Annotated in this window: 22 protein-coding genes; 8 read left to right on the plus strand and 14 right to left on the minus strand. The window is 66.5% G+C overall.

The window, feature by feature from the left end; translation table 11 throughout:
- Positions 1–132: 132 nt before the first annotated feature.
- From ACFWUP_RS00275 to ACFWUP_RS00300, 6 genes are all read right to left on the minus strand, one after another.
- Positions 133–1,569 (minus strand): S8 family serine peptidase, encoded by a 1,437-nt coding sequence (locus ACFWUP_RS00275; protein ID WP_379229456.1) that lies wholly within the window; start codon positions 1,567–1,569, stop codon positions 133–135.
- Positions 1,570–1,638: 69 nt separating this feature from the next.
- Positions 1,639–1,911 carry a hypothetical protein gene (locus ACFWUP_RS00280; protein WP_379229457.1) on the minus strand — a complete coding sequence of 91 codons (273 nt, stop codon included), beginning with the start codon at positions 1,909–1,911 and terminating at the stop codon, positions 1,639–1,641.
- The gene (locus tag ACFWUP_RS00285; protein ID WP_379230905.1) at positions 1,908–3,458 is read right to left on the minus strand and encodes a radical SAM protein; all 1,551 of its coding nucleotides are present in this window, start codon (positions 3,456–3,458) and stop codon (positions 1,908–1,910) included. Before ACFWUP_RS00285 ends, ACFWUP_RS00280 begins: the two co-directional genes overlap by 4 nt.
- Before the next feature lie 5 nt (positions 3,459–3,463).
- Complete coding sequence (locus ACFWUP_RS00290) at positions 3,464–3,859, minus strand: hypothetical protein (protein ID WP_379229458.1); 396 nt, start codon at positions 3,857–3,859, stop codon at positions 3,464–3,466.
- Entirely contained in the window at positions 3,856–4,611 is a 756-nt protein-coding gene (locus tag ACFWUP_RS00295) for a prolipoprotein diacylglyceryl transferase (protein WP_379229459.1), read from the minus strand. Before ACFWUP_RS00295 ends, ACFWUP_RS00290 begins: the two co-directional genes overlap by 4 nt.
- Positions 4,612–4,620: 9 nt before the next feature.
- On the minus strand, positions 4,621–5,619 hold the full coding sequence (locus ACFWUP_RS00300) for a helix-turn-helix domain-containing protein (RefSeq protein ID WP_379229460.1): 999 nt from the start codon (positions 5,617–5,619) through the stop codon (positions 4,621–4,623).
- A 71-nt stretch (positions 5,620–5,690) separates the two neighbouring features.
- Between ACFWUP_RS00300 and ACFWUP_RS00305 the strand changes: the two genes are divergently transcribed.
- Both ACFWUP_RS00305 and ACFWUP_RS00310 read left to right on the plus strand, forming a co-directional pair.
- The gene (locus ACFWUP_RS00305) at positions 5,691–6,380 is read left to right on the plus strand and encodes an SGNH/GDSL hydrolase family protein (RefSeq protein WP_379229461.1); all 690 of its coding nucleotides are present in this window, start codon (positions 5,691–5,693) and stop codon (positions 6,378–6,380) included.
- 246 nt (positions 6,381–6,626) lie between these two features.
- A complete protein-coding gene (locus ACFWUP_RS00310; protein WP_379229462.1) occupies positions 6,627–8,339 on the plus strand; it encodes a glycoside hydrolase domain-containing protein in 1,713 nt (570 codons plus the stop codon).
- 4 nt (positions 8,340–8,343) lie between these two features.
- On the opposite strand, the gene ACFWUP_RS00315 is transcribed toward ACFWUP_RS00310, so the two are convergent.
- Entirely contained in the window at positions 8,344–8,532 is a 189-nt protein-coding gene (locus ACFWUP_RS00315; RefSeq protein ID WP_379229463.1) for a hypothetical protein, read from the minus strand.
- Between the two features lie 49 nt (positions 8,533–8,581).
- Positions 8,582–9,532 (minus strand): hypothetical protein, encoded by a 951-nt coding sequence (locus tag ACFWUP_RS00320; protein ID WP_379229464.1) that lies wholly within the window; start codon positions 9,530–9,532, stop codon positions 8,582–8,584.
- 475 nt (positions 9,533–10,007) lie between these two features.
- Between ACFWUP_RS00320 and ACFWUP_RS00325 the strand changes: the two genes are divergently transcribed.
- The 4 genes from ACFWUP_RS00325 to ACFWUP_RS00340 all read left to right on the plus strand — a co-directional run bounded on the left by ACFWUP_RS00325 (position 10,008) and on the right by ACFWUP_RS00340 (position 11,625).
- On the plus strand, positions 10,008–10,292 hold the full coding sequence (locus ACFWUP_RS00325) for a hypothetical protein (RefSeq protein ID WP_379229465.1): 285 nt from the start codon (positions 10,008–10,010) through the stop codon (positions 10,290–10,292).
- 106 nt (positions 10,293–10,398) lie between these two features.
- Entirely contained in the window at positions 10,399–10,938 is a 540-nt protein-coding gene (locus ACFWUP_RS00330) for a TerD family protein (RefSeq protein ID WP_379229466.1), read from the plus strand.
- Positions 10,939–11,040: 102 nt separating this feature from the next.
- Positions 11,041–11,322: a hypothetical protein gene (locus ACFWUP_RS00335; RefSeq protein ID WP_379229467.1), complete on the plus strand. Its 282-nt coding sequence runs from the start codon at positions 11,041–11,043 to the stop codon at positions 11,320–11,322.
- 24 nt (positions 11,323–11,346) lie between these two features.
- Positions 11,347–11,625: a hypothetical protein gene (locus ACFWUP_RS00340; protein WP_379229468.1), complete on the plus strand. Its 279-nt coding sequence runs from the start codon at positions 11,347–11,349 to the stop codon at positions 11,623–11,625.
- 59 nt (positions 11,626–11,684) lie between these two features.
- Here the strand turns inward: ACFWUP_RS00340 and ACFWUP_RS00345 are convergent, their stop codons facing one another.
- The 3 genes from ACFWUP_RS00345 to ACFWUP_RS00355 all read right to left on the minus strand — a co-directional run bounded on the left by ACFWUP_RS00345 (position 11,685) and on the right by ACFWUP_RS00355 (position 14,048).
- Positions 11,685–12,446 carry an alpha/beta hydrolase gene (locus ACFWUP_RS00345; RefSeq protein ID WP_379229469.1) on the minus strand — a complete coding sequence of 254 codons (762 nt, stop codon included), beginning with the start codon at positions 12,444–12,446 and terminating at the stop codon, positions 11,685–11,687.
- Between the two features lie 178 nt (positions 12,447–12,624).
- Positions 12,625–13,422: a class I SAM-dependent methyltransferase gene (locus ACFWUP_RS00350; protein ID WP_379229470.1), complete on the minus strand. Its 798-nt coding sequence runs from the start codon at positions 13,420–13,422 to the stop codon at positions 12,625–12,627.
- Positions 13,423–13,538: 116 nt separating this feature from the next.
- Positions 13,539–14,048, minus strand: a complete 510-nt coding sequence (locus ACFWUP_RS00355; protein ID WP_379229471.1) for a thermonuclease family protein — start codon at positions 14,046–14,048, stop codon at positions 13,539–13,541.
- 36 nt (positions 14,049–14,084) lie between these two features.
- Between ACFWUP_RS00355 and ACFWUP_RS00360 the strand changes: the two genes are divergently transcribed.
- Together ACFWUP_RS00360 and ACFWUP_RS00365 are read left to right on the plus strand one after the other, a co-directional pair.
- The gene (locus tag ACFWUP_RS00360; protein ID WP_379229472.1) at positions 14,085–14,336 is read left to right on the plus strand and encodes a hypothetical protein; all 252 of its coding nucleotides are present in this window, start codon (positions 14,085–14,087) and stop codon (positions 14,334–14,336) included.
- 620 nt (positions 14,337–14,956) lie between these two features.
- Positions 14,957–15,691: a ferritin-like domain-containing protein gene (locus ACFWUP_RS00365; protein ID WP_379229473.1), complete on the plus strand. Its 735-nt coding sequence runs from the start codon at positions 14,957–14,959 to the stop codon at positions 15,689–15,691.
- A gap of 586 nt (positions 15,692–16,277) precedes the next feature.
- Here ACFWUP_RS00365 and ACFWUP_RS00370 read toward each other — a convergent pair.
- The 3 genes from ACFWUP_RS00370 to ACFWUP_RS00380 all read right to left on the minus strand — a co-directional run bounded on the left by ACFWUP_RS00370 (position 16,278) and on the right by ACFWUP_RS00380 (position 18,673).
- The gene (locus ACFWUP_RS00370) at positions 16,278–16,916 is read right to left on the minus strand and encodes a DUF4097 family beta strand repeat-containing protein (RefSeq protein ID WP_379229474.1); all 639 of its coding nucleotides are present in this window, start codon (positions 16,914–16,916) and stop codon (positions 16,278–16,280) included.
- Positions 16,917–17,024: 108 nt separating this feature from the next.
- Positions 17,025–17,546, minus strand: coding sequence for a pyridoxamine 5'-phosphate oxidase family protein (locus ACFWUP_RS00375; protein ID WP_379229475.1), 522 nt, complete (start codon positions 17,544–17,546; stop codon positions 17,025–17,027).
- Between the two features lie 53 nt (positions 17,547–17,599).
- Entirely contained in the window at positions 17,600–18,673 is a 1,074-nt protein-coding gene (locus ACFWUP_RS00380) for an epoxide hydrolase family protein (protein WP_379229476.1), read from the minus strand.
- Between the last annotated feature and the right edge of the window lie 56 nt (positions 18,674–18,729).

Below are 18,729 nucleotides of genomic sequence, written 5' to 3' on the forward strand. Positions count from 1 at the left end.
GTCGGTCAGGACGGTAAGCAATTCGACCGTTGGTCCCCAGCGCGGAAGGCGCGGCGACCGAACCTGCTGCACCGGGTCGCGAAGCTGCAGGCAATCGGCGTGACGGTGGTCTGATGAATGACCGCCATGGCGTTACCCTTTCGCCGTCATCGCGCGCAGATCCGGCAGGTTGCCGATGCGTTGGGTGACCGGGCGGCCCGCAGCGGCGGTCTGCGGGGAACCTGTCGCGCGCAGCAGGGACCTGACCTGGTCGGGAGTCGCACGAGCGGAGCCTCGGATGCCCTGGTAGGCGGCGATGGCGCCGACGACGATCGGGGAGGCGCTGGAGGTACCGCTGAATTCGTCGGTGTACCAGAGGTCTTCGTCGGGGCCACCTTGGAGGTCGCCGTAGCCGGTGGTGGTGACTTCGCGGCCCCAGCCCTGGGCGTCGAGGCGGGCGCCGTGGTTGGAGAAGTCGAGACGGGAGCGGGCGGGGCCGTGGTCTCGGCCGTGCAGGCCCGGTGGTGGGGCGCCCGCGCCGACTACGATGGCGCCGGAGTCGTTGGCGCGGAACGGGTTGCGCCAGGTGGTGGGGAAGTCGCCGGGGCGGGTGTCGTAGACGGCGTCGTCGAGGTTTTCGGCACCGTTGCCCGCCGCTTCGACGACGATGATGCCGCGACTCACGGCGTAGCGGATGGCGGCGAAGTCGTCGGGCCACCATTCGACGGCGATGTAGCCGCGCTGATCGGGTGTGCCCTGGTAGTCGAATCGCGGGCCGGGGCGGTGCAATTCGATCAATACGATGTCGCCAGGGTTCAGTGCGTCGGCCGCCGAGCGGATCGCGGCGGCCGAACCGATACCGAAGATCGAGATGGCTCTGATGTGGGCTTCGGGGGCGATACCGGTGACGCCGACCGCGTTGAGGTCGCCGCTGATCTCCCCGGCGACGGCGGTGCCGTGATTGCGCCAACCCAGATCGGCCGACGCCGTGCCGCCGATGATCCCGCCTTGGTTCTGACGCAGATCCTCGTGGGTGAACTGCCACGCACCTTCGATGTCGATCACCCGCACCCCGGTGCCGAGCCCGCCGGGCTGACCGTGCGCCCACACCGCGTCGATGCCGTGGGGTGCGGCGTCCAAGTAGGCCTGTCTGGCACGGAAATCGGGTGTCACGGCCGGTGCGCGCGCTGCGACGATGTTCTCCGCCAGCGGCGCCAGCGGTGGTTCGGCGGCCGGCTTCACATAGGCGGCGGCGACGGTGTCGTCCGCCCGAAGCCGGTGGGCGAGCTCGCCGAGGTCACCCAGTTCCCCGTGCACCGAGTAGTAGCTGAGGTACTCCCCCGCGACCGGCGCCTGCGGTGTATCGGCCAGCCTGGCCGCCAACCGGTTGTCCGGACCGAAGATCGGCACCAGATGTGCGGTGGCGGGCAGCAATTCATCGACCCTGCCGCGCACGGAGCGGTTCTCGCGCAGGGCGATCGGAGTGATCTCGGGGCCGGTCGACACGGTGACGACGATCAGTTCGCCCGGCGGAACCGCGGGTGCGGGCGTCCCGGAGCGGCGCTGCCTGCTGGATCGAGTGGAGGCCATGGCTACCAGTCAACCGTGCCCCGCCCTCGCCCGCTACCGTTCTGCGACACCAACATTGGCGACACGCCGTCACCACACCGCGGCAACCACCCCGACTACAGCGATCGCCCCGACATACGCCAGCACCAGCCGGGTATCGCGCAACCAACATCGACTTCGCTTCAGCCCGGCCCGCCACGCCCGCCAATATCCGACGAACGCGAGCGCCCCGAACCCGACCACCGCCCACGGCCCCACCAACCACGTCAGCAACGCCACGGTCGCGACCACACACAACGTCAACGGGTCGTGCGGCTGTTGCCCCCGCACCGCTTCCTCGTAGTAGACCCCGCGCTCGCTCACCGGACCTCCACTGGTAGCAACGCCCGCCCCGGCGGTGCCACCGCCGACAACCGCTGCCGCGACAGCGCAGGCCACGCCTGCACCGCACAGAACGGCGCGCACTGATCGGCGTCAGCGCGGGTGCCCACGTGCACGCAGCACTGGGTGAGCCGTTCCTCGATCATCGTCGACATATCCATGAACGGTTTCACCGTGACCCGCACAATCCGTTCCCCGAGCAGCGTCCGCAACCGTTGACGCCGACCGGGCAACGCCGACGACGCCAACGTCAGCATCGTCGACATCCCCAGATCGCAGTTCTCACAGATGTTGCGCCACACCCGCCCGATCTCCGGATGCGACAGCGACGACTGCTCCGACAGCAACCCCAGCAGCGATTCCCGCACCGCCGCCCGCAGTTCGGCGGGCAGGCCCGAGTCCGCGATCCGGTTCGACACCAGCCCCAGTTGCTGTTTGAGCCGGTCGTGTCCGATCAGCGAAACCAGCGACCGCCAGGCCCCCGCGTCGTCGCGCAGCAGGTAACCGACCGAGCAGCAGTGCGGGTGCGAACACGGCAGCCCGGTCAGATCACGCCAGGTCACCAGCCCGTCGGTCTGCGGGCCGAGCCGGCGCAGCACGCCGGTGTGGGTGAGCCGGTCCATCGGGTCGATCGCGCCCGAACGCCCGGAACCGAATTGGGGTTGGATCGAGACGCCACCGACGAACGGGGTGTCCATCGCGGTGCGCAGGACCGCGCCGATCTCGTCGTCGTTCACGCCCAGTGCCACCGTCATCACCAGCGTGGTGAAGACAGCGTTCGACGAAAGCCGTTGCAGCGCCTGCTGTTTACGCACCCGAAGGTCCCCGCCGCGATGATGGCGCGAGGCTTGCGCCGTTTCCCCGTCGTACTGCAGATACACCTCGACCCGGTCACGATGCGCGCGCAGCAGTTCCACCAACTCGTCGTCGACGGCGATGCGCAGCCCGTTGGTGTTGAGCAGGATCCGGGTGATGGGCCGTGCGGTCAGCTCGGCGAGCAACCGCGCCAGTTGCGGGTGCAGTGTCGGTTCGCCGCCGCTGAGCATCAGCACGTCCAGGCGCCCGTTCTCGCGGGCCAGTCGCTGGTCCACATTGGCGAGCACGTCCTCCACCGCCACCACACCACGCAATTCGGGCGAGGAGTCGGCGAAGCAGGTGGGGCAGCGCAGGTTACAGCTGTCGATGATGTCTTCGAGCAGGATGCAGGTGTGCTGGGTCTGCATTTCGGGCAGTCCGCGCAGGTATGCCGAGGGCACCGGGTCGAAATTGCCGACGGTGTCGGGCAGGTGAGCTTTGGTCGGGGCTGTCCACTCTTCGAGGTAGGCGAGGATGTCGGGGTCCTCGTCATAGAGGGTCCGCACCATGCCGTGGGTGCGGCAACCGCGTTCGAGGAAGACCTTCCCGTCCCGTTCGGCCAACCACCCCGACAGTCGCGCGACCTCGGGCAGCGGTGTCTCGGGATGTTCGTCGTGGCAGCGGGGGCAGAACGCGGTGACATACCGCAGGATTCGATCGCCCCGCAACGGCATCCCGGTCATGGGGCCATCCCGAACATCGACGTGTACATGTACGGGTTGACCGCAGTACACACGCCCGCGGTGAACACGGTGACCAGCGCCCAGCCGATCATCATCCCCATCCCGAACCCTTTGGGCGCGGGCGTTTTGCGCCGGATCAACAACCATCCGCCGACGAATGCCGCGGCCGCGCTGGCCACCGCGGTGAGCGCGAACAACACCCTGGTCGTGGTGTCGTCGTTGATGGAGGAGACCACCATCAGCACGAAGAACCCGGCCATCGCGTTGACCACGATGAACGCCGTCGCCCCCGCCAACGCCATCGCCGCGACCTGCCCGCCCTGTCCCGGCGGCTTACCTCCCGGCGGTGGCGGGGGTGGCATGTTCGGTGGTGGTCCGGGAGGAAAGTTCATGCCGCGACCTTTCGTCGAAGTACACCGTCATAGTTCCCGCGCCGATAGCCGACGGTCCAACGCACCGCCACCAGGACCAGCCCCGGTAGCAGGAACCATTGGGGGCGCGTCAGATCCAGCCACACCGTGTCATTGGCGCGCGTGAACTCGACCAGGAACCGGAAGATCGCATACGCCCCCACATAGAGGGTGAACAGCTCTCCCGGTGTGCTGACCCGGTCCCGCAACCACCACAGTGCGCCGAAAGCGGCCAACTGGAACACGATTTCGTAGACAAAACTCGGATGCATCGCCACCCCGGCCACACACCCCGGACACTGCGGCACCGTCGCGGGCGCGTGGATCCCCCACGGCAGGCTCGTCGGCCGCCCCGGCGCCTCGGTGAGCAGGCAACCGATGCGCCCCACCGCCATCCCGAGCGCCACCGCGGGCGCGAACAGATCCCCGGTCCGTTCCTTGTATCCGATAATTCTTTTCGCGATCAGCACCCCCACGTACGCGCCGAGCAATCCGCCGAGCACACTGCGCGCCCCGAACATCCAGCTCTCGTACGGATCGAGTGTTTCGACCAGACTCGTCAACCGCATCCCGATCGCCCCACCGACCAACGCCCCGGTAACCGCGACCAGCGACTCTTCGCGCAGTGCGTCGCGACGCCTGCACTCGAGGAAGAACACCACCGCGGCGACCGCGACCCCGAGCGCGACGAAGAACCCGTGCGTCGGGATCCCCCACATCAGCTGCGCCACCATGGCGAAAGGTTAACGGGCGGGAGCGACATTCCGCGTGAGTGAAACTACGCCCGACTCGGTCGCACTCGCCGACGTCACGGCGGAGAACGTTCGCCGATAGGCGTCGGGGGTGGTGTCGAGCGCCTGCCGGAAGTGTCGGCGCAGTACCGCCGCACTGCCGAGGCCGACCTCGGCAGCGACGGTGTCGATCGGTAGGTCGGTTCGTTCCAGCAGTTCCTGCGCGCGTCGAACCCGTTGCTGCTGCAGCCACGCGAGGGGGTTCGTCCCGAGTCGTGCCTGGAAGTGCCGATGCAGCGTACGGGTGCCGAGGTGCGCGCGGTTGGCGAGGTCTTCCACGGTGATCGGCTCGTTCAGATGTGCCAGCGCCCAGTCGAGGACCGGTGACAGTCCGTCCGCGGATCGCCGCGGGACCTGGCGGGAAATGTACTGTGCCTGGCCGCCCTCGCGATGCGGCGGGATGATCAGCAGCCGAGCGATCTTGTTGGCGACCGCGGCACCGAAGTCGTTTCGCACGACGTGCAGGCACAGGTCGTGACCGGCCGCCTTACCTGCCGAGGTGAGGACTCTGCCCTCGTCGACGTACAGCACGCCGGGATCGACCGTCACCGCCGGGTATCGCTGCACCAGCGTGTCCGCGTACATCCAGTGCGTGGTTGCGCGGCGGCCGTCGAGAATCCCCGCGGCAGCGAGCACGAACGCGCCGGTACAGATCGACATCACCCGCGCTCCCCGGTCGTATCCCGCGCGCACGGCAGCCACCAGCGGTTCCGGCGGCTGTAGGTCGGCACACGCCGGGACGACGATCAGGTCGGCCGCGACGAGATCGTCGTAGGTGTAGGGCGTCGACGCCGTGAACCAGCGGTCGACGCGTGCGCCGGGCGGACTGCACACTCGGAGGTCGTACCAGTCATCGATGCCGCGCGGCGCCGCGACGCCGAAGATCGCGCACGGCGCGGCCAGCTCGTAGAGGGGCACTCCGTCGGAGATCGCCAGGGCTACGACCGTCATGTCTGAAATCATACCTATGATGGCCGATCAGACACTCGTGCGCCGGTCCCGGGCCGAGAATCCTGGATGACATGACCACAGATTCCTCGATCGACCTCCCCGTCCGCACCGAATCAACGGATCCCTACTGCCTTTCCGACGAAGCCGCCGCCGCGCTGCTTGCCGGTGCACCGTGGACGCGCTTCGCGTCCATCGGCGACAGCTTGTCCGCGGGCACGAGCGACCCCAGTCCCGGGTACCGCACGTTGCCGTGGCCCGAGCGTGTTCGGGGCGTGCTGCAGTTGGTGAACCCGGCGCTCGTCTATCTCAACACCGCCGAAATCGGCGCGACGACACGCAAGGCGATTGCGACCCAGGCGGAGCGCATCGTCGAGTTCGGACCCGACCTGCTGCACCTGCCGTCCGGTGCCAATGACATCTTTCGTCCCGAACCGTCGTATGAACGCATCGAGGACGACCTGCGTGAGCTGTACGGGATCGCGGCGAGCACCGGCGCGACACTGACCGTGTTCACCCTCGTCAAGCGCTTCGTCGTCCCGCGCATCCCCGACTTCGCCGAGCGAGTCAGCCGCGTCAACGCCATCACCAGACAACTCGCGACCGAACACGGCGCCGTCGTAATCGACACCTGGGACCATCCCATCAACGAGCGTCCAGATCTTTTGAGCGCCGACCGGATTCACCTGGCCTCGGCGGGTCAGGCCGTGCTCGCAGCGGAAGTCGTCCGGGCACTCACCAGCGCATTGAACGGTGTCCGATGACACTCGATGCCAGGGCGTCTCGCCCCTGGCCCGGACCCTGGGAAAGTATGTGGGTTGAAATACGCCCGAGTTCGGGTACTACCCTGTTCGTCGGCGAACGACGATGCGAGAGTGAGTGTTTCACATAGAATGAGACAGGGTGAGTTTCTCACCCGGGTACCGCTCCTCGGGTGCCCCGCGTAAGTCATCTCGATAGTTCCACCATCTCGGAATTCCATCGATACGCAGTCATACAGGGGGTCAATCATGTCCACAGCTGTCGATTTCGCGGCCAGGCTCATCGATCCGCGGGCCATTGCCGCCGCAGGTCATTCGGCGGTTCTCGCCTACATCTCGCCCAGCAGGCCGGGCGCGAACTTCGGTGCCAAACCGATCACCGCCGACTACGCCCGCGCGCTCACCGCCGCCGGGCTCGAGATCGTCTCCATCTGGCAATACGGCAAACCCGGCGACGCGACCCCCTCGGACTGGACCACCGGTTTCGACGGCGGCAGGCGGATGGCCGAACAGGCGCTGGCGACCCACCTGAGCGTGGGCGCACCGCGACACGCACCGATCTTCTTCGCCGTCGACGAGGACATCTCACTCTCGCAGTGGAACAACACGGCCGTCGAGTACTTCCGCGGTGTCAACTCGGTGCTCGGCACGGCATGGACCGGGATCTACGGGCATGCGCGCGTGTGCGCCTGGGCGATCGAGGACGGGGTGATCGGCGCGCGCGGGGACTTCAGTTGGGCATGGCAGACCCGGGCCTGGTCGGGGACCGAAAGGGAACCGCGCGCGGTGCTCTACCAGCGGGTGATCGACACCCCGAGCAACCCAGGACCGCTGATCGACGGCACCCGGGTCGACGTCAACGACATCCTCGCCCCCGATTTCGGGCAGTGGAGCCTGGACCGCCCGGTGTCGGCGATCCCCCCGTTCACCGAGATCGACCGCCTCGGGCCCTCGCACTCCCCGCGCGGCGGCTCCAGGGTCACCAATTTCCTGCTGCACACCCAGGAAGGCAACGGCACCGCCGAATCGCTTGCCGCATACCTGAACAACCCGGACAACGGAGTGTCCTATCACTACACCTTGCGTGATGCGGTGGTGGTGCGGGTCGTGCCCGAAGAGCTCGCTGCGTGGTCGGTGCTGTCGGCGAACCCGTTCACCGTGAACCTGTGCTTCGCGGGCAGCCGGGTCGCGTGGTCGCGGGAACAGTGGCTCGCCATCGACGGTGACCTGCGGATCGCGGCGTATCTCGCGGTGCGCAGCGCACACCGGCACGGGTACTCGACCGAGGTGATCGCCCCCGATTACCATGTCGCCGACGGCATCTCCGACCACCAGTACGTCACCAGGGCACTCGGTATCGGCACCCACACCGACGTCGGCCCGAACTTTCCCTGGGATGTGTTCACCGCGCACGTCATGTCGTTCGTCGGAGGCGGACACAACGCGATCGACGCGCGAGCGGCCGCGTCACCGTGGCTGGGTGCACGGCGCACCGACGGCGAACTCGCCACCGCCGACGGTGTCGGTCGTTTCGCCGAATTCGAGCACGGCTACGTCTACTGGCACCCGGCCACCGACGCCCACGCGATCCCGACCGCGGTCATGACCAAATACGCGGAGTTGGGTTGGGAGACAGGCCCGTTGGGCTACCCGGTCGCCGAACACGCCGAACTGCCCGACCCGCGCGGCACCGGCCCCGGTGTGACGCAAGCCTTCCAGGGCGGCACGGTCTACCGTCGCGCGAACCAACCCGCCTACTGGGTGCACGGCGCGATCGGCTCGCGCTGGGCGGCGGCCGGCTACCAGAACGGCGAGCTCGGCTGGCCCGCCTCCGACGAGACCGCCCACGACGACGGCGTCTACCAGGCGTTCGAGTTCGGCCGGATCTACTGGGTGCCCGACCAGATCGTCGCGCTCCGCAATTCCGGCGACCCCGACACCCCGTTGGCCCGGCCCGCCTGAGCGGTCAGGCCAGCAGGATCGCGAGGGTGGTGGCACCGGCGCTCAGGACCAGTGCCGCCACCACCAGGATCGCGATCAGTCGCATTCGCGACGACGGGCCGGTGTAGGGCTCGTCGTCGGCGTTCAGCATGTCGTCGATGTCGATGGCGGCGAACTCACGCGTCGATTCGAGAGGGCCGGGCTGCTCGGTCATGTGCGTGACGGTAGTCCAGCGCATCGTTCGCCGCCTCCGATACCCCCACTCAGATCGGTGACACCGGGGTGCGGTTGGCGGCGAGGAGTTCGTCGAGCTGGGCTTCGGCGCGTTCGGCGCGGGCCAAGGTCTGTTTGCGGGCGTCGTCGAGGGCGGCCCACCGTTCGGCGGCTTCGGCGCGGACCTGTTCCAGGGTGGCCGCTGCTTCGTCGCGGCGGAGCTGGGCGTCGGCGATGGTGGTGCGGCGCAGTTCGGCGAGTTCGGTTCGGGTGCGGTCGAGTTCGCTGCGCGCGGTGTCGAGTTCGGTGCGGGCCCGGCGCCATTCCTCGCGGGCTTCGGCGGCGGCCTCGACACGTTCGGCTGTTGCCTGTTCGGCGCGTTCGGTGGCGCGGTCGGCATCGGCGGCCCGCTGAACTGCCAAATCGCGTTCCGCGTTGGCGGCGGCTACCCGGGCTTCGGCGTCGCGGCGGTGGTGGGCGATCTCGGTGTCGGCGCGCTGTTCGGCGCGGGCAACAGCCTCATCGGCTTCTTGCTTGGCCTTCTCGATGTCGTCGGCCGCTTGTCGTTGCGCCGCACGAACTTGTTCCTCGGCCGCACTGCGTGCCGCGAACACATCTTCAGCGGCCTGTCGGGTGAGCTTGTCCACCGAGGCAACCACTTCATCCCTGGCCGCGAGCGCTTCCCCCACCGCCTGCTCGGCCTGTTCCGCAGCCCCCACCGCCTCTTCGGCCACCGATTCCGCCAGCGCGCGAGCCTCCTCGGCCTCCCGCCGCGACTGTTCGGCCGCCACCGTCGCCATCTCCGCCTCAGCGATCCTGTGAGCAGCATCGGCCTGCACGGCCTGCACCTGCGCTTCCGCAACCGACGGATCCCCGATCGTCTGCAGCTCGGCCACCGCCGCATTCAACGTGGTCCCCAACTGCTCGGCCAGCCCACGAAACTGTCCGAGCAGCTCATCGGCCCGCAACCGCGCCACCGTCACCGGCCCCTGAGCCGTCACAGTGACGGTACTCGCCGCACTCTCCGACTCCTGTTGCTGCCGTTGCCTTTCCCGCCAGGCACGCCACCGAGTGTGATCCGGGTGATCACAGTACTCAGAGGGACGCCCCGGCCCACCGGCGCGAGTAATGGTGCGGGCACAGCCCGGATAGTTGCAGACGCTCGACACGGGAGAATCGTAGCGTTGGTTTCGTCATTTGGTTACGTATCAGACGAAACGAATCCTGTGTCGCCCCTGCGGGAGTCGATTCCGAGCATTCGGGTTCTGACCTCCGATAAGTGAACATTATCGGTGGTCAGAACTCAGGCTCACACCGAACGACCTTGATTGATTTTCGTTTCCGTTTGGTCACACCAACGTAACGTAATGGCGACGGAACCGGCCGAAAACTGTGCTCGTCTGCACGGGCGCACCACTGACCGATTCCTGGCGACAGGTCGATGCGGGACTGCCTCACCCAGTAGGGTCTGATCGCATGGCCGTTCTCTCCCGCCCCATCGGAAGTCTGGCGATCGTCCTCGCTGTCGCCGTCACGATTCCGATCATCGCGACCCTGGTCTTCGCCGCTGACGCCCATCCCGAATGCGCCTTCATCCCGGACAGCGTTGGTCCCTGCGGATATTGGGCCCGCGTTGCGGAGTACGGGCCGATCATCATGATGTTGGGGACGGTCGTCACCGCCGGTCTCGGAGCGGCGATGTGGCTGGTAGTTGTTGCGGTATTGGGTCTCTTCTCGGCACTACGCCCTCGCCGCGAGTAATCCACCTGACGGAGTCGGCGCCCTTCGGGTAGGAGTTGAAGGCGACACGATGATCGCAGCACTCGGGCGATCATGTGTCCCGAGCAAACTCGACCAGGAGCAACACATGCCCGAAGCAGTCCCCCACACCGCACTGACCCATATCACTGTGGGCCTGGGTTGGGATCCCGTGCGCGCGGGCAAGTTCGGACGGCGCCCGAAAGATATCGATCTCAACGTGGCCGCGCTGTCGTTCAGCGGAACCCGCTTCGCCGACATCGCCTTTCACGAACAACTGACCTCACGCGACGGCGCCATCCGTCACCTGGGTGACAGCCTGGACGGCGTCGGCCCCGGAGACGACGAGATCATGGTCCTCGACCTGACCCGGCTGGCATCGGAGGTCACCACCGTCGTGCTCCTCATCACCTGCTACACCGGCCAGAAATTCGAGCGGATCGAGAACGCGTTCACCCGTGTCGTCGACAGTGTCACCGGCACCGAACTCGCACGCATAGACCTCGCGATCGCCCGCAGGCACACCGGCCTCGTACTCGGCAAACTCGATCGCGCCCACAGGGATTGGGAGTTCACCCTCATCGCCGAGCCCATCGAGGCAGAGCACGTCGTCGACGCCGTCCCCCACCTCGCGGCCCACCTGAACTGATCCGCGATCCTCCGATCGGCGTCTCGACAAACCGAGTTTTCGACACTTCACCTGGTGGGTAGTAGTTCAGGGGAGTTCACCGAACCAATCGCCAGGAGAAATATGCGTTCAGTCAAAGCCGGTGCCGTCGCGGTCGCTATCGCCGCCTCCACCGCCTGCCTCGCCGGACCAGCAGGTGCCGCCGACAACCCCGCGGAACCCAACGAGATCATCACCATCGACCTCGATCTGCTCGGGTGCTCGATCGGCGCAGGGCTCGGCGGTGAACTCGCCGCCGCGTTCACCGGAACCACCACCGGGTCCGCCAGCGGATCGAGCAGCAGCGTCGACACCGGTCTCGCGTCCCGCCTGCGCGCCGCGGGCTGCCTACCGTCCTGGAAATAGCCCCGCACAGTAGGGTCTGATCGCATGGCAGTTTTCTCCCGCCTTGTCGGAAGCCTGGCGATCATCCTCGTCATCGCCGTCACGGTTCCGATCCTCGCCGCTTTGGCTTTCGCTGCCATCGGCCACCCCGAATGCGCGACCATCCCGCAAGATGTCGGCCCCTGCGGATACTGGGCCAGCGTCGCGGAATTCGGGCCGTTCATCATGCTGTGGGGAACGGTCATCACCGTCGGCATCGGAGCGACGATATGGTCGATAGGCGCCACCGTATTCGGTCTCTTGCGGCGCACTCGCCGCGACTGATCCACGTGGGTCAGTACGGGGGTACTGCGTCCAGGGCCGGACGCAGAACCCCGTTCACGTCAGTCCGAAGCCGTGGCAGCCGCACGGCCGAGGTGATAGGCGAAGAATTGCGCCGAGCTGTCGCGTTCGTACTCGGGCACCGGGTAGCGCCTGCCGGAGGAGGCGTGCAATGTCTTGTCCTTCGAGCCGAAGGCGTCGAACATCGCGATCCCCGATGTGCGGTCGAATTCCTTGTCGTCCCACGGAATTCGATATTCGACAGGGACTGTGACCTTTCGCGCCGCCCCGATCAGAGCGTCGTCCACGAATACCCCGCCGAAGCTCAGCGCGGCGATCCGGGATTCGACTGCCGTCAACAGCAGCCCGGTCACGACTCCCAACGAGACGCCGCCGTAGCCGATCGGCGTTTCGGTGCCGATCTCGGGCAACGCTTGCAGGGCGTCCAGCGTTGTCTGCCACTCCGGCACCGCACGTTCGGCCACCGACATGTTGAAGTCGATGACGATCGGGGCGATCGGCTCGCGTGCGGCCCTGGCGCGATGAATCGCCTCGACCCAGCGTTGATCCTCAGAGTTTCGCGGCCGATCACCGTGTCCGGGCGCGTCGATGGCGGCGATGGTGAACTTGTGGTTGGTCACGCTGTGCAGTGCACTGGCGACCAGGCCGGGCGCCTTCTTGTGCATGCCGCCGGAGTGACCCAGCAGCAGTAGCGGTGCACCGGACGTTCCGGATTCCGGAGACCACAGCACGCCGGTGATCTCGCCCAGCAGGAAATGACGTTCGATCACACCGTTCGACGATGTCTCAGAGGTGAAGTGCATGGTGTTGCCTTTCGGAGGTGCCTGGTTCAGGCGCTCCCGGCGACACCTACATCGATCGCCGAACCGTGCACACGAGTGGGAGCACCCACATGGTTACTGCGTTCACGGGTCTCACCTCCTCGCGTCCTGTCACGGTCCGGTGCACGCTAGCAACCGGATCCGAACCACGTCCAACCATTTACGGGGCAACCGGGGCGCGGGCCCACGCGCGGACAGTGGGCGGAGCATAGAACCACCGCTGTTCGTCCCGCGACTCGGACTGCGCGGCGGCAATGACCTCGCGTGCAACCCCTTGCGCTACCAACGTTTCGGAGGTCTGCGCCCAGGTGAGATTCCACATGCGCGCCATCGGCGATGCTCCGCGAAACATGGGGATCTGCGCCTCGGCGTGGACGTCGAGGAGTCCGAGCGTCTCGAGGTGCGCGGGTAGGTTCCGGGCCCAGGCTTGATCCGCACCCGCGGTCTCGGTCGCCCGCGCAAAGGCTCGCCACACTTCCCCGAATGCGCCCGGCATTTCATGGAGGACGCCGAGCCCGTCGCCTTCCTCGAGCAGGAGGACACCGCCTGGTGCCAGCGCCCGAACCAGGCGCTCCAAGACGATGTCTCGTTGAGCAATGTGCAGCAGCACGAATCGTGTGTGAACGAAATCGAATGCGCCTGTGGGCAGTTCGTCGGTGACGAGGTCGATCTGCGCAACCTCGCCGCCACGCTCGGGCAGGTCCGTCAGATGGCGCGGGTCAGCATCCACCGCGAGCACCCGACCACCCGGCAACGCGACACCGCACAACCATCGCGCGAACGACCCACCGCCGGCTCCCGCTTCCAAACACCGCCATCCCGCACCTACGCCCAGCCGCCGAGCCAGCGCGATGCTGTCCGGGTCGTAGGCGGCACCGAGCAGCGCAAGGCGCTCGTCAGCGAAATCCCATTCGTTGGGCAGCGTGTAGTGCGGATTCACTGGTGACGACCCGGTCATGCTGAGACGCTATGCCTGTGCGATCTCGGCCGGAGCCAGGAGCGCACCGATCCGCGACGCCAAGTGATCGAACGCACACGGCACAGGATGGTGCCCACGCTCATTGATCCGTGCGGCTAGTTGGCGTCACATCCGACGCCATCGTCATCCGCGTCGAGCCTGTGCGGGTCGCCGGGCGCAACGATGACCGGTCCGGGGTAGTCGGCGCAATCGGTATCGGCACCCATCCTCTGAGGCGGCAGACCAGAACGGTCCGGGGGCGCCTCGGTCGGTGCGGGCAGCTTGGTCGGCGGCGGCAACGGGTCAGGTTCCGGCACATGCGGCGGAGTAGGCACCGGAGTGGCCGATGGTGGCGGCACTTCGCGAGTCGGTTCACCGAACCCCGGGCACGCACCCCACACACCAGAGTTCGACGACTTCGCACCCGTCTCGGCAGCGCTGATCACCGCCCAGTGCTTGTCGTTCGGCGGATACAGCACCGCCTCCGCATGTCCGGACCGAACCAACGCCAAGTTCACGAACTCGCCGCCGGAGCTCCACAGGTACAGCAGGTGACGGCCGGACCCGTCGACCAACTCCTCGTCGCGCTCCACCCATACCGTCGAGCCGACCGGGAACCGAAGCACTGAACTGGTTCGTTCGGGTCTTTCGTCTCCGGCGTATTGATCTCCAACAGCCGCACCGTCACCGTGCTCGTTGAATCGAGCACCGCTCCGGGGGCGACAGCAGCGACTGCGAGCGTGTCACCATCGATGATGCGGCTGACGACGGCATTCTGGGCGTCTGCCGGTACCGATGGTGGCACGCTCGACCGGTCCTTTTCCGCCGTGACCGGGGCTGCCGACACAGTGGTGGGCGAGCTGGCTTCGGAGCTCGATGGCCCCGTGGTTGCCCGCTCCGACGTGGGGATCTGAACCGAATTCGGGATCTGGTTCGCCGTCGGGGTCGGCTGCGGGTCCGGTGCCAGCCCCAGGCCGACACCAGCGAGTGCCGCAACACCCGCCACCGCAGCGACGGCCTTTCCTCTGCTCGACGCCGCCCGCTCACGTCGATTGTCGACACCGCCGGGGGCACCTCGAATCCATGCCTGATGCCGCGGGTCGGCGTAAGCCGCACTTGGTACCGCAGGGGACGCAAGAGCGCGACGGCCGGATTTCGCGAGCACCCAGCCGCACCACACAGCCACGGCACCGAACACCACGGCCGCCGCGATCACTGCGTCCACCAGCCCGGCGGCAGCCAGCATTGTGCCGAGGCCGAGGCCCACCCATGCGACCTTCGTCGAATGCCGCGAGGTCATCGCTGGGCGCGCCACGAGATGGAACTCATGGCTTCCTCCTGTTCAACAGGAACCTATTTAGAGAATCGCGGCTGGCGGAGCGGCTGTTAACGAACTCTTCCAGCATGAACACCACCAGCCGGGTGGGTGGCGCGGACCTCGTAGTTCGGGTACGAGTGGAGGTCTACACAGGGGGAAATTGTGGGGGAACGAAACAGTCTGTCGGCGACGGGTGCGCGCGTAGGAGAGCGGCGCGTGCGGACCACTCAGGAATGGCTCGACTACTTCCAGCGAAATGCAATTCAGCGGCGGCCGATTCCGTGGCAAACGAACGGGATGGGAGCGAGTTCGGCGGAGATGAAACCTCTCCGCCGCTCCCTGCAGGCCTGGCAACTCGGCGAAACTTCCGACGGACGGCATCTGGCCGCAGCGGCCGCACGGTTCGCCGCCGACACCGAGGACCCCGCCTATCGCGACGTGATCGACCTGTTCATCCGGGAAGAGCAAGAGCACGGCGCACTACTGGGTCGAATTCTCGATGATGCGGGAATCCCACGGCGACAAGCTGATTGGGGTGACACCCTGTTTCGCCGTCTCCGACACAGCATCACCGACATCGAGGTGTGGACTACCCCCGTCGTCATGGTCGAAGTCCTGGCGATGATCTATTACAACGCGATCCGCCGCGCCACCGGCTCAGCGGTCCTGCGCGCGGTCTGCGCCCAGATCCTCGCCGACGAGGTTCCTCACGTGCAGTTGCAGTGCGAGAGAATCGCGGTGTTGCTACACAACCGCTCCCGCACCCGATTCCACCTCACGATGCTCGCCCACCGCACCCTGTTTCTCGTCGTCATGCTCCTGGTGTGGGCAGGCCACCACCGCGCGCTGCGCGCCGGCGGCTACACCTGGACCCACTACCGCCGAGCCGCTTACGCCAAGATGGGACGCGCCTGGCGGCGAATGGACCCGCACCGGTATGTCTGGACCTGATTCACTCAGGCCCGCCGAGGACGCAGAACTCGTTGCCCTCCGGATCGGCCATGACCTTACCGAAAACGACGAACGGACACTAGCCGCGATCGACCGCTCCACCTGGTCGCCGCAGGTGGATCCCGGCCCGCCGTGGCCGCCGGACACCTCCTTCTTCAATGATCAGACATCGCCGGAAAACGTCCTGGTCGCCCGAGAATCCGGTTACGTTCTGGGTTACGTGAAGCTGCGGCCGTCTCCGATGCCTGCATCGTTCTAGGCAGCAACAGGCGTGCTCAGGCGATCTATCGCGCGCACGGCTACCGCATCGAAGGCAGGCTCGTCGGTCAGTTTCTGATCCAGGACCACTACGTGGACGACATCCTGATGGCCCTCGAACTTGCCTTTTAGACAACAAAGCAAACGAACTCGACCGAATCGCTGACTGTGACATCACAGACCTCAGGTGGCGCTGGTCCTGATTGCACGACAGCCGCAGATCATCCGGGGATGGTCTGCGGCTGTCGGAATGCGTGATTGTCACCATCGGCTACCGATCTGCCATGGCAGGCGAAGATGGTTGGTGCCCAACGGCTTTGATCGCTCCCTACGCGATAGCTCCGTGTCCGACGACGACGTTGCCGTAGAGGTTGCGCGCGAAAACCTGTACGGAATCCTCGCTCCCCTGCGACGGGTCCACCGGATCCATCAGGTTCCGCACAGTGCCGTACATCGCGTTGACGTCCAGTTGCGCCGCGCTGCCACGACGGATCCCCACGTCGAGGTCACCCATGGACGTCTCCAGTCGGAGCACCCCGTGCGAGGCCTCGTCGACGCGGATGTTGCCCTTGGCCGTTTTCGCGGTTACCGAACCTCCCGGGTGCTCGACGGCGATGTCGCCGGCGGATACGTCCAGGTCGCACTGGTCGAATTCGCCGACGCTCACCAGGCGGCCCATCGCGAGGGTCGCGTCGAGCGCGGACCCGGTCGGCACCTCGACCGTCACCGAGAGCGCGGACTTGCCGCTGAACGGCGCGAAGACCTTCTTCGGAGTCTTGACCGTCAGTTTGCCACCGACGAACTCGACCTGAACCTCTTGTGCCGCACGCGCATCCGCCTTGCTGGACGAATCCGCCGGGTGGACGTCGACGACCGTGACGGTGCGGTCCGAGGCGATCACGGTGACGTCACCGCAGGGCACATCGAGGGCGACGGTGATCGGCTGCGGGGTCTGGAAAGTGGCCATTTGAACTCCCAGGTTGGCTATACGTAGATGTATACGTACATTGCATGCTCTCACTATAAGTAGATGTATACGTATAGCGCAACCCCTGATTGCGCGCCGGCACGTAGATCAGGACGGAGCAAGCCGCGCGACGTCGGGGGCGTAGACCGTCATCCAGTGCGGACGCAGCCGGTAGTAGATCACCTCGGTGCCCCAGTCGAAGGCGTCGTCGCCGTAGAAGTCCTGGAAGTACGCGAGCGCCTCCGGCCAGTCCGCAGCAGGCTCGCCGCCCAGCGGGTTGAGCGTCTCGACCGTGCCGTGGGTGAACACGCCCAAGCTCTCGCCTCGCAGGTGTGCGACGCTCGCCGCAGGCCGCGCCGCGAGGTGGCGTGCCTTCGCGGCGTTACGAGCCGTGCCGAAATACCACCGTCCGCGCAGGAAGTGGCCGTCCACCGCGCTGATCCGCGGTTCACCCTTCGCGGTCACCGTGGACAGCGCGAGGGTGCACATCCCGGTGAGGACCTGGGTGAGTTCCGTTGCGGTCATGGTGTTTTCGTGATCGATGATCGAGCGCAGATGCGACGTGGCGCCGGTGAGAGAGGAGTCGAGCAGTGCCTGCAGCTCGGCGAGATCTTCTGGAGTTTCGCGCATGAATCCATCCTCGCCCACAAACGTGACATCTTCTGTCAACTTTCCCTCGGTTCTCACTCGAGGCCGAGGAAGAACTCCCGGATGTCGCCCGCGAGCAGTTCCGGCACCTCCATCGCAGCGAAATGCCCACCACGATCGAACTCCGACCAGTGCCTGACGTCGTAGAGCCGTTCGGCGAGCGGGCGTACCGATTGGATGATGTCGTGGGCGAACACCGCAACGCCGAGCGGGACCGGACACGGCTCACTGCCCCGCGCGGACTCGCGATGCAGGCGCGCCGAGGACGCCGCCGTGGCGGTGAGCCAGTACAGGGAGACGTCGGTGAGCATCCGGTCGTCGCTGACCGGCGTGCGCGGGTCGGTCCACTGCGCGAAGCGTTCGGCGATCCAGGCGAGCTGGCCGACCGGCGAGTCGGTGAGCGCGTAGCCGATGGTCTGCGGGGTGGCGGCCTGAAGTGCTTGGTACGGCGGACGATTCGCCATCAGCCATTTGACCTTGTCGAGTCGCGCCTGATCCGCCCCGGAGAGTTCGACCTCCGGGTTCGGGCGAGTCGGCAGGTAATTGACGTGGACTCCGACGACATGCTCGGCCGCCACCGCACCGAGCGCCTGCGAAATTCCCGAACCGAAATCACCGCCCTGCGCGCCGTAGCGGTCGTAGCCGAGCCGGCGCATCAGCTCGGCCCAGGCGCGCGCGACCCTGGCGATATCCCAGCCGCGCTCGTGGGTCGGCCCGGAGAAGCCGTAGCCGGGGATGGACGGGATCACCAGGTGGAAGTCGCGCGAGAGCGGTTCGATCACGTCGAGGAACTCGAGGAACGATCCGGGCCAGCCGTGGGTGAGGATCAGCGGCAGCGCGTCCGGATCCGTGGACCGCACGTGCACGAAATGGATGTTCTGGCCGTCGATTTCGGTGGTGAAGTGCGCGAGTTCGTTGAGCTTCGCCTCGTGTGCGCGCCAGTCGTAGGTCGTGCGCCAGTATTCGGCGAGCTCCCTCAGCCGTGCTAGCGGAAACCCGTAATCCCAACCGGCGTCGGCGATCTCGTTGGGCCAGCGGGTCCGGGCGAGTCGGTCGTTCAGGTCGTCGATATCGGCCTGCGGGATGTCGATGCGCAACGGTTCGATCATGGTCCAATTCCTTATTTATTGGTGTCGCCAACGTTTACTTCGCCGACTATACGCAG

Origin of the sequence: Nocardia sp. NPDC058658 (genome assembly GCF_042716665.1) — a bacterium.
Taxonomy (GTDB): Bacteria; Actinomycetota; Actinomycetes; order Mycobacteriales; family Mycobacteriaceae; genus Nocardia.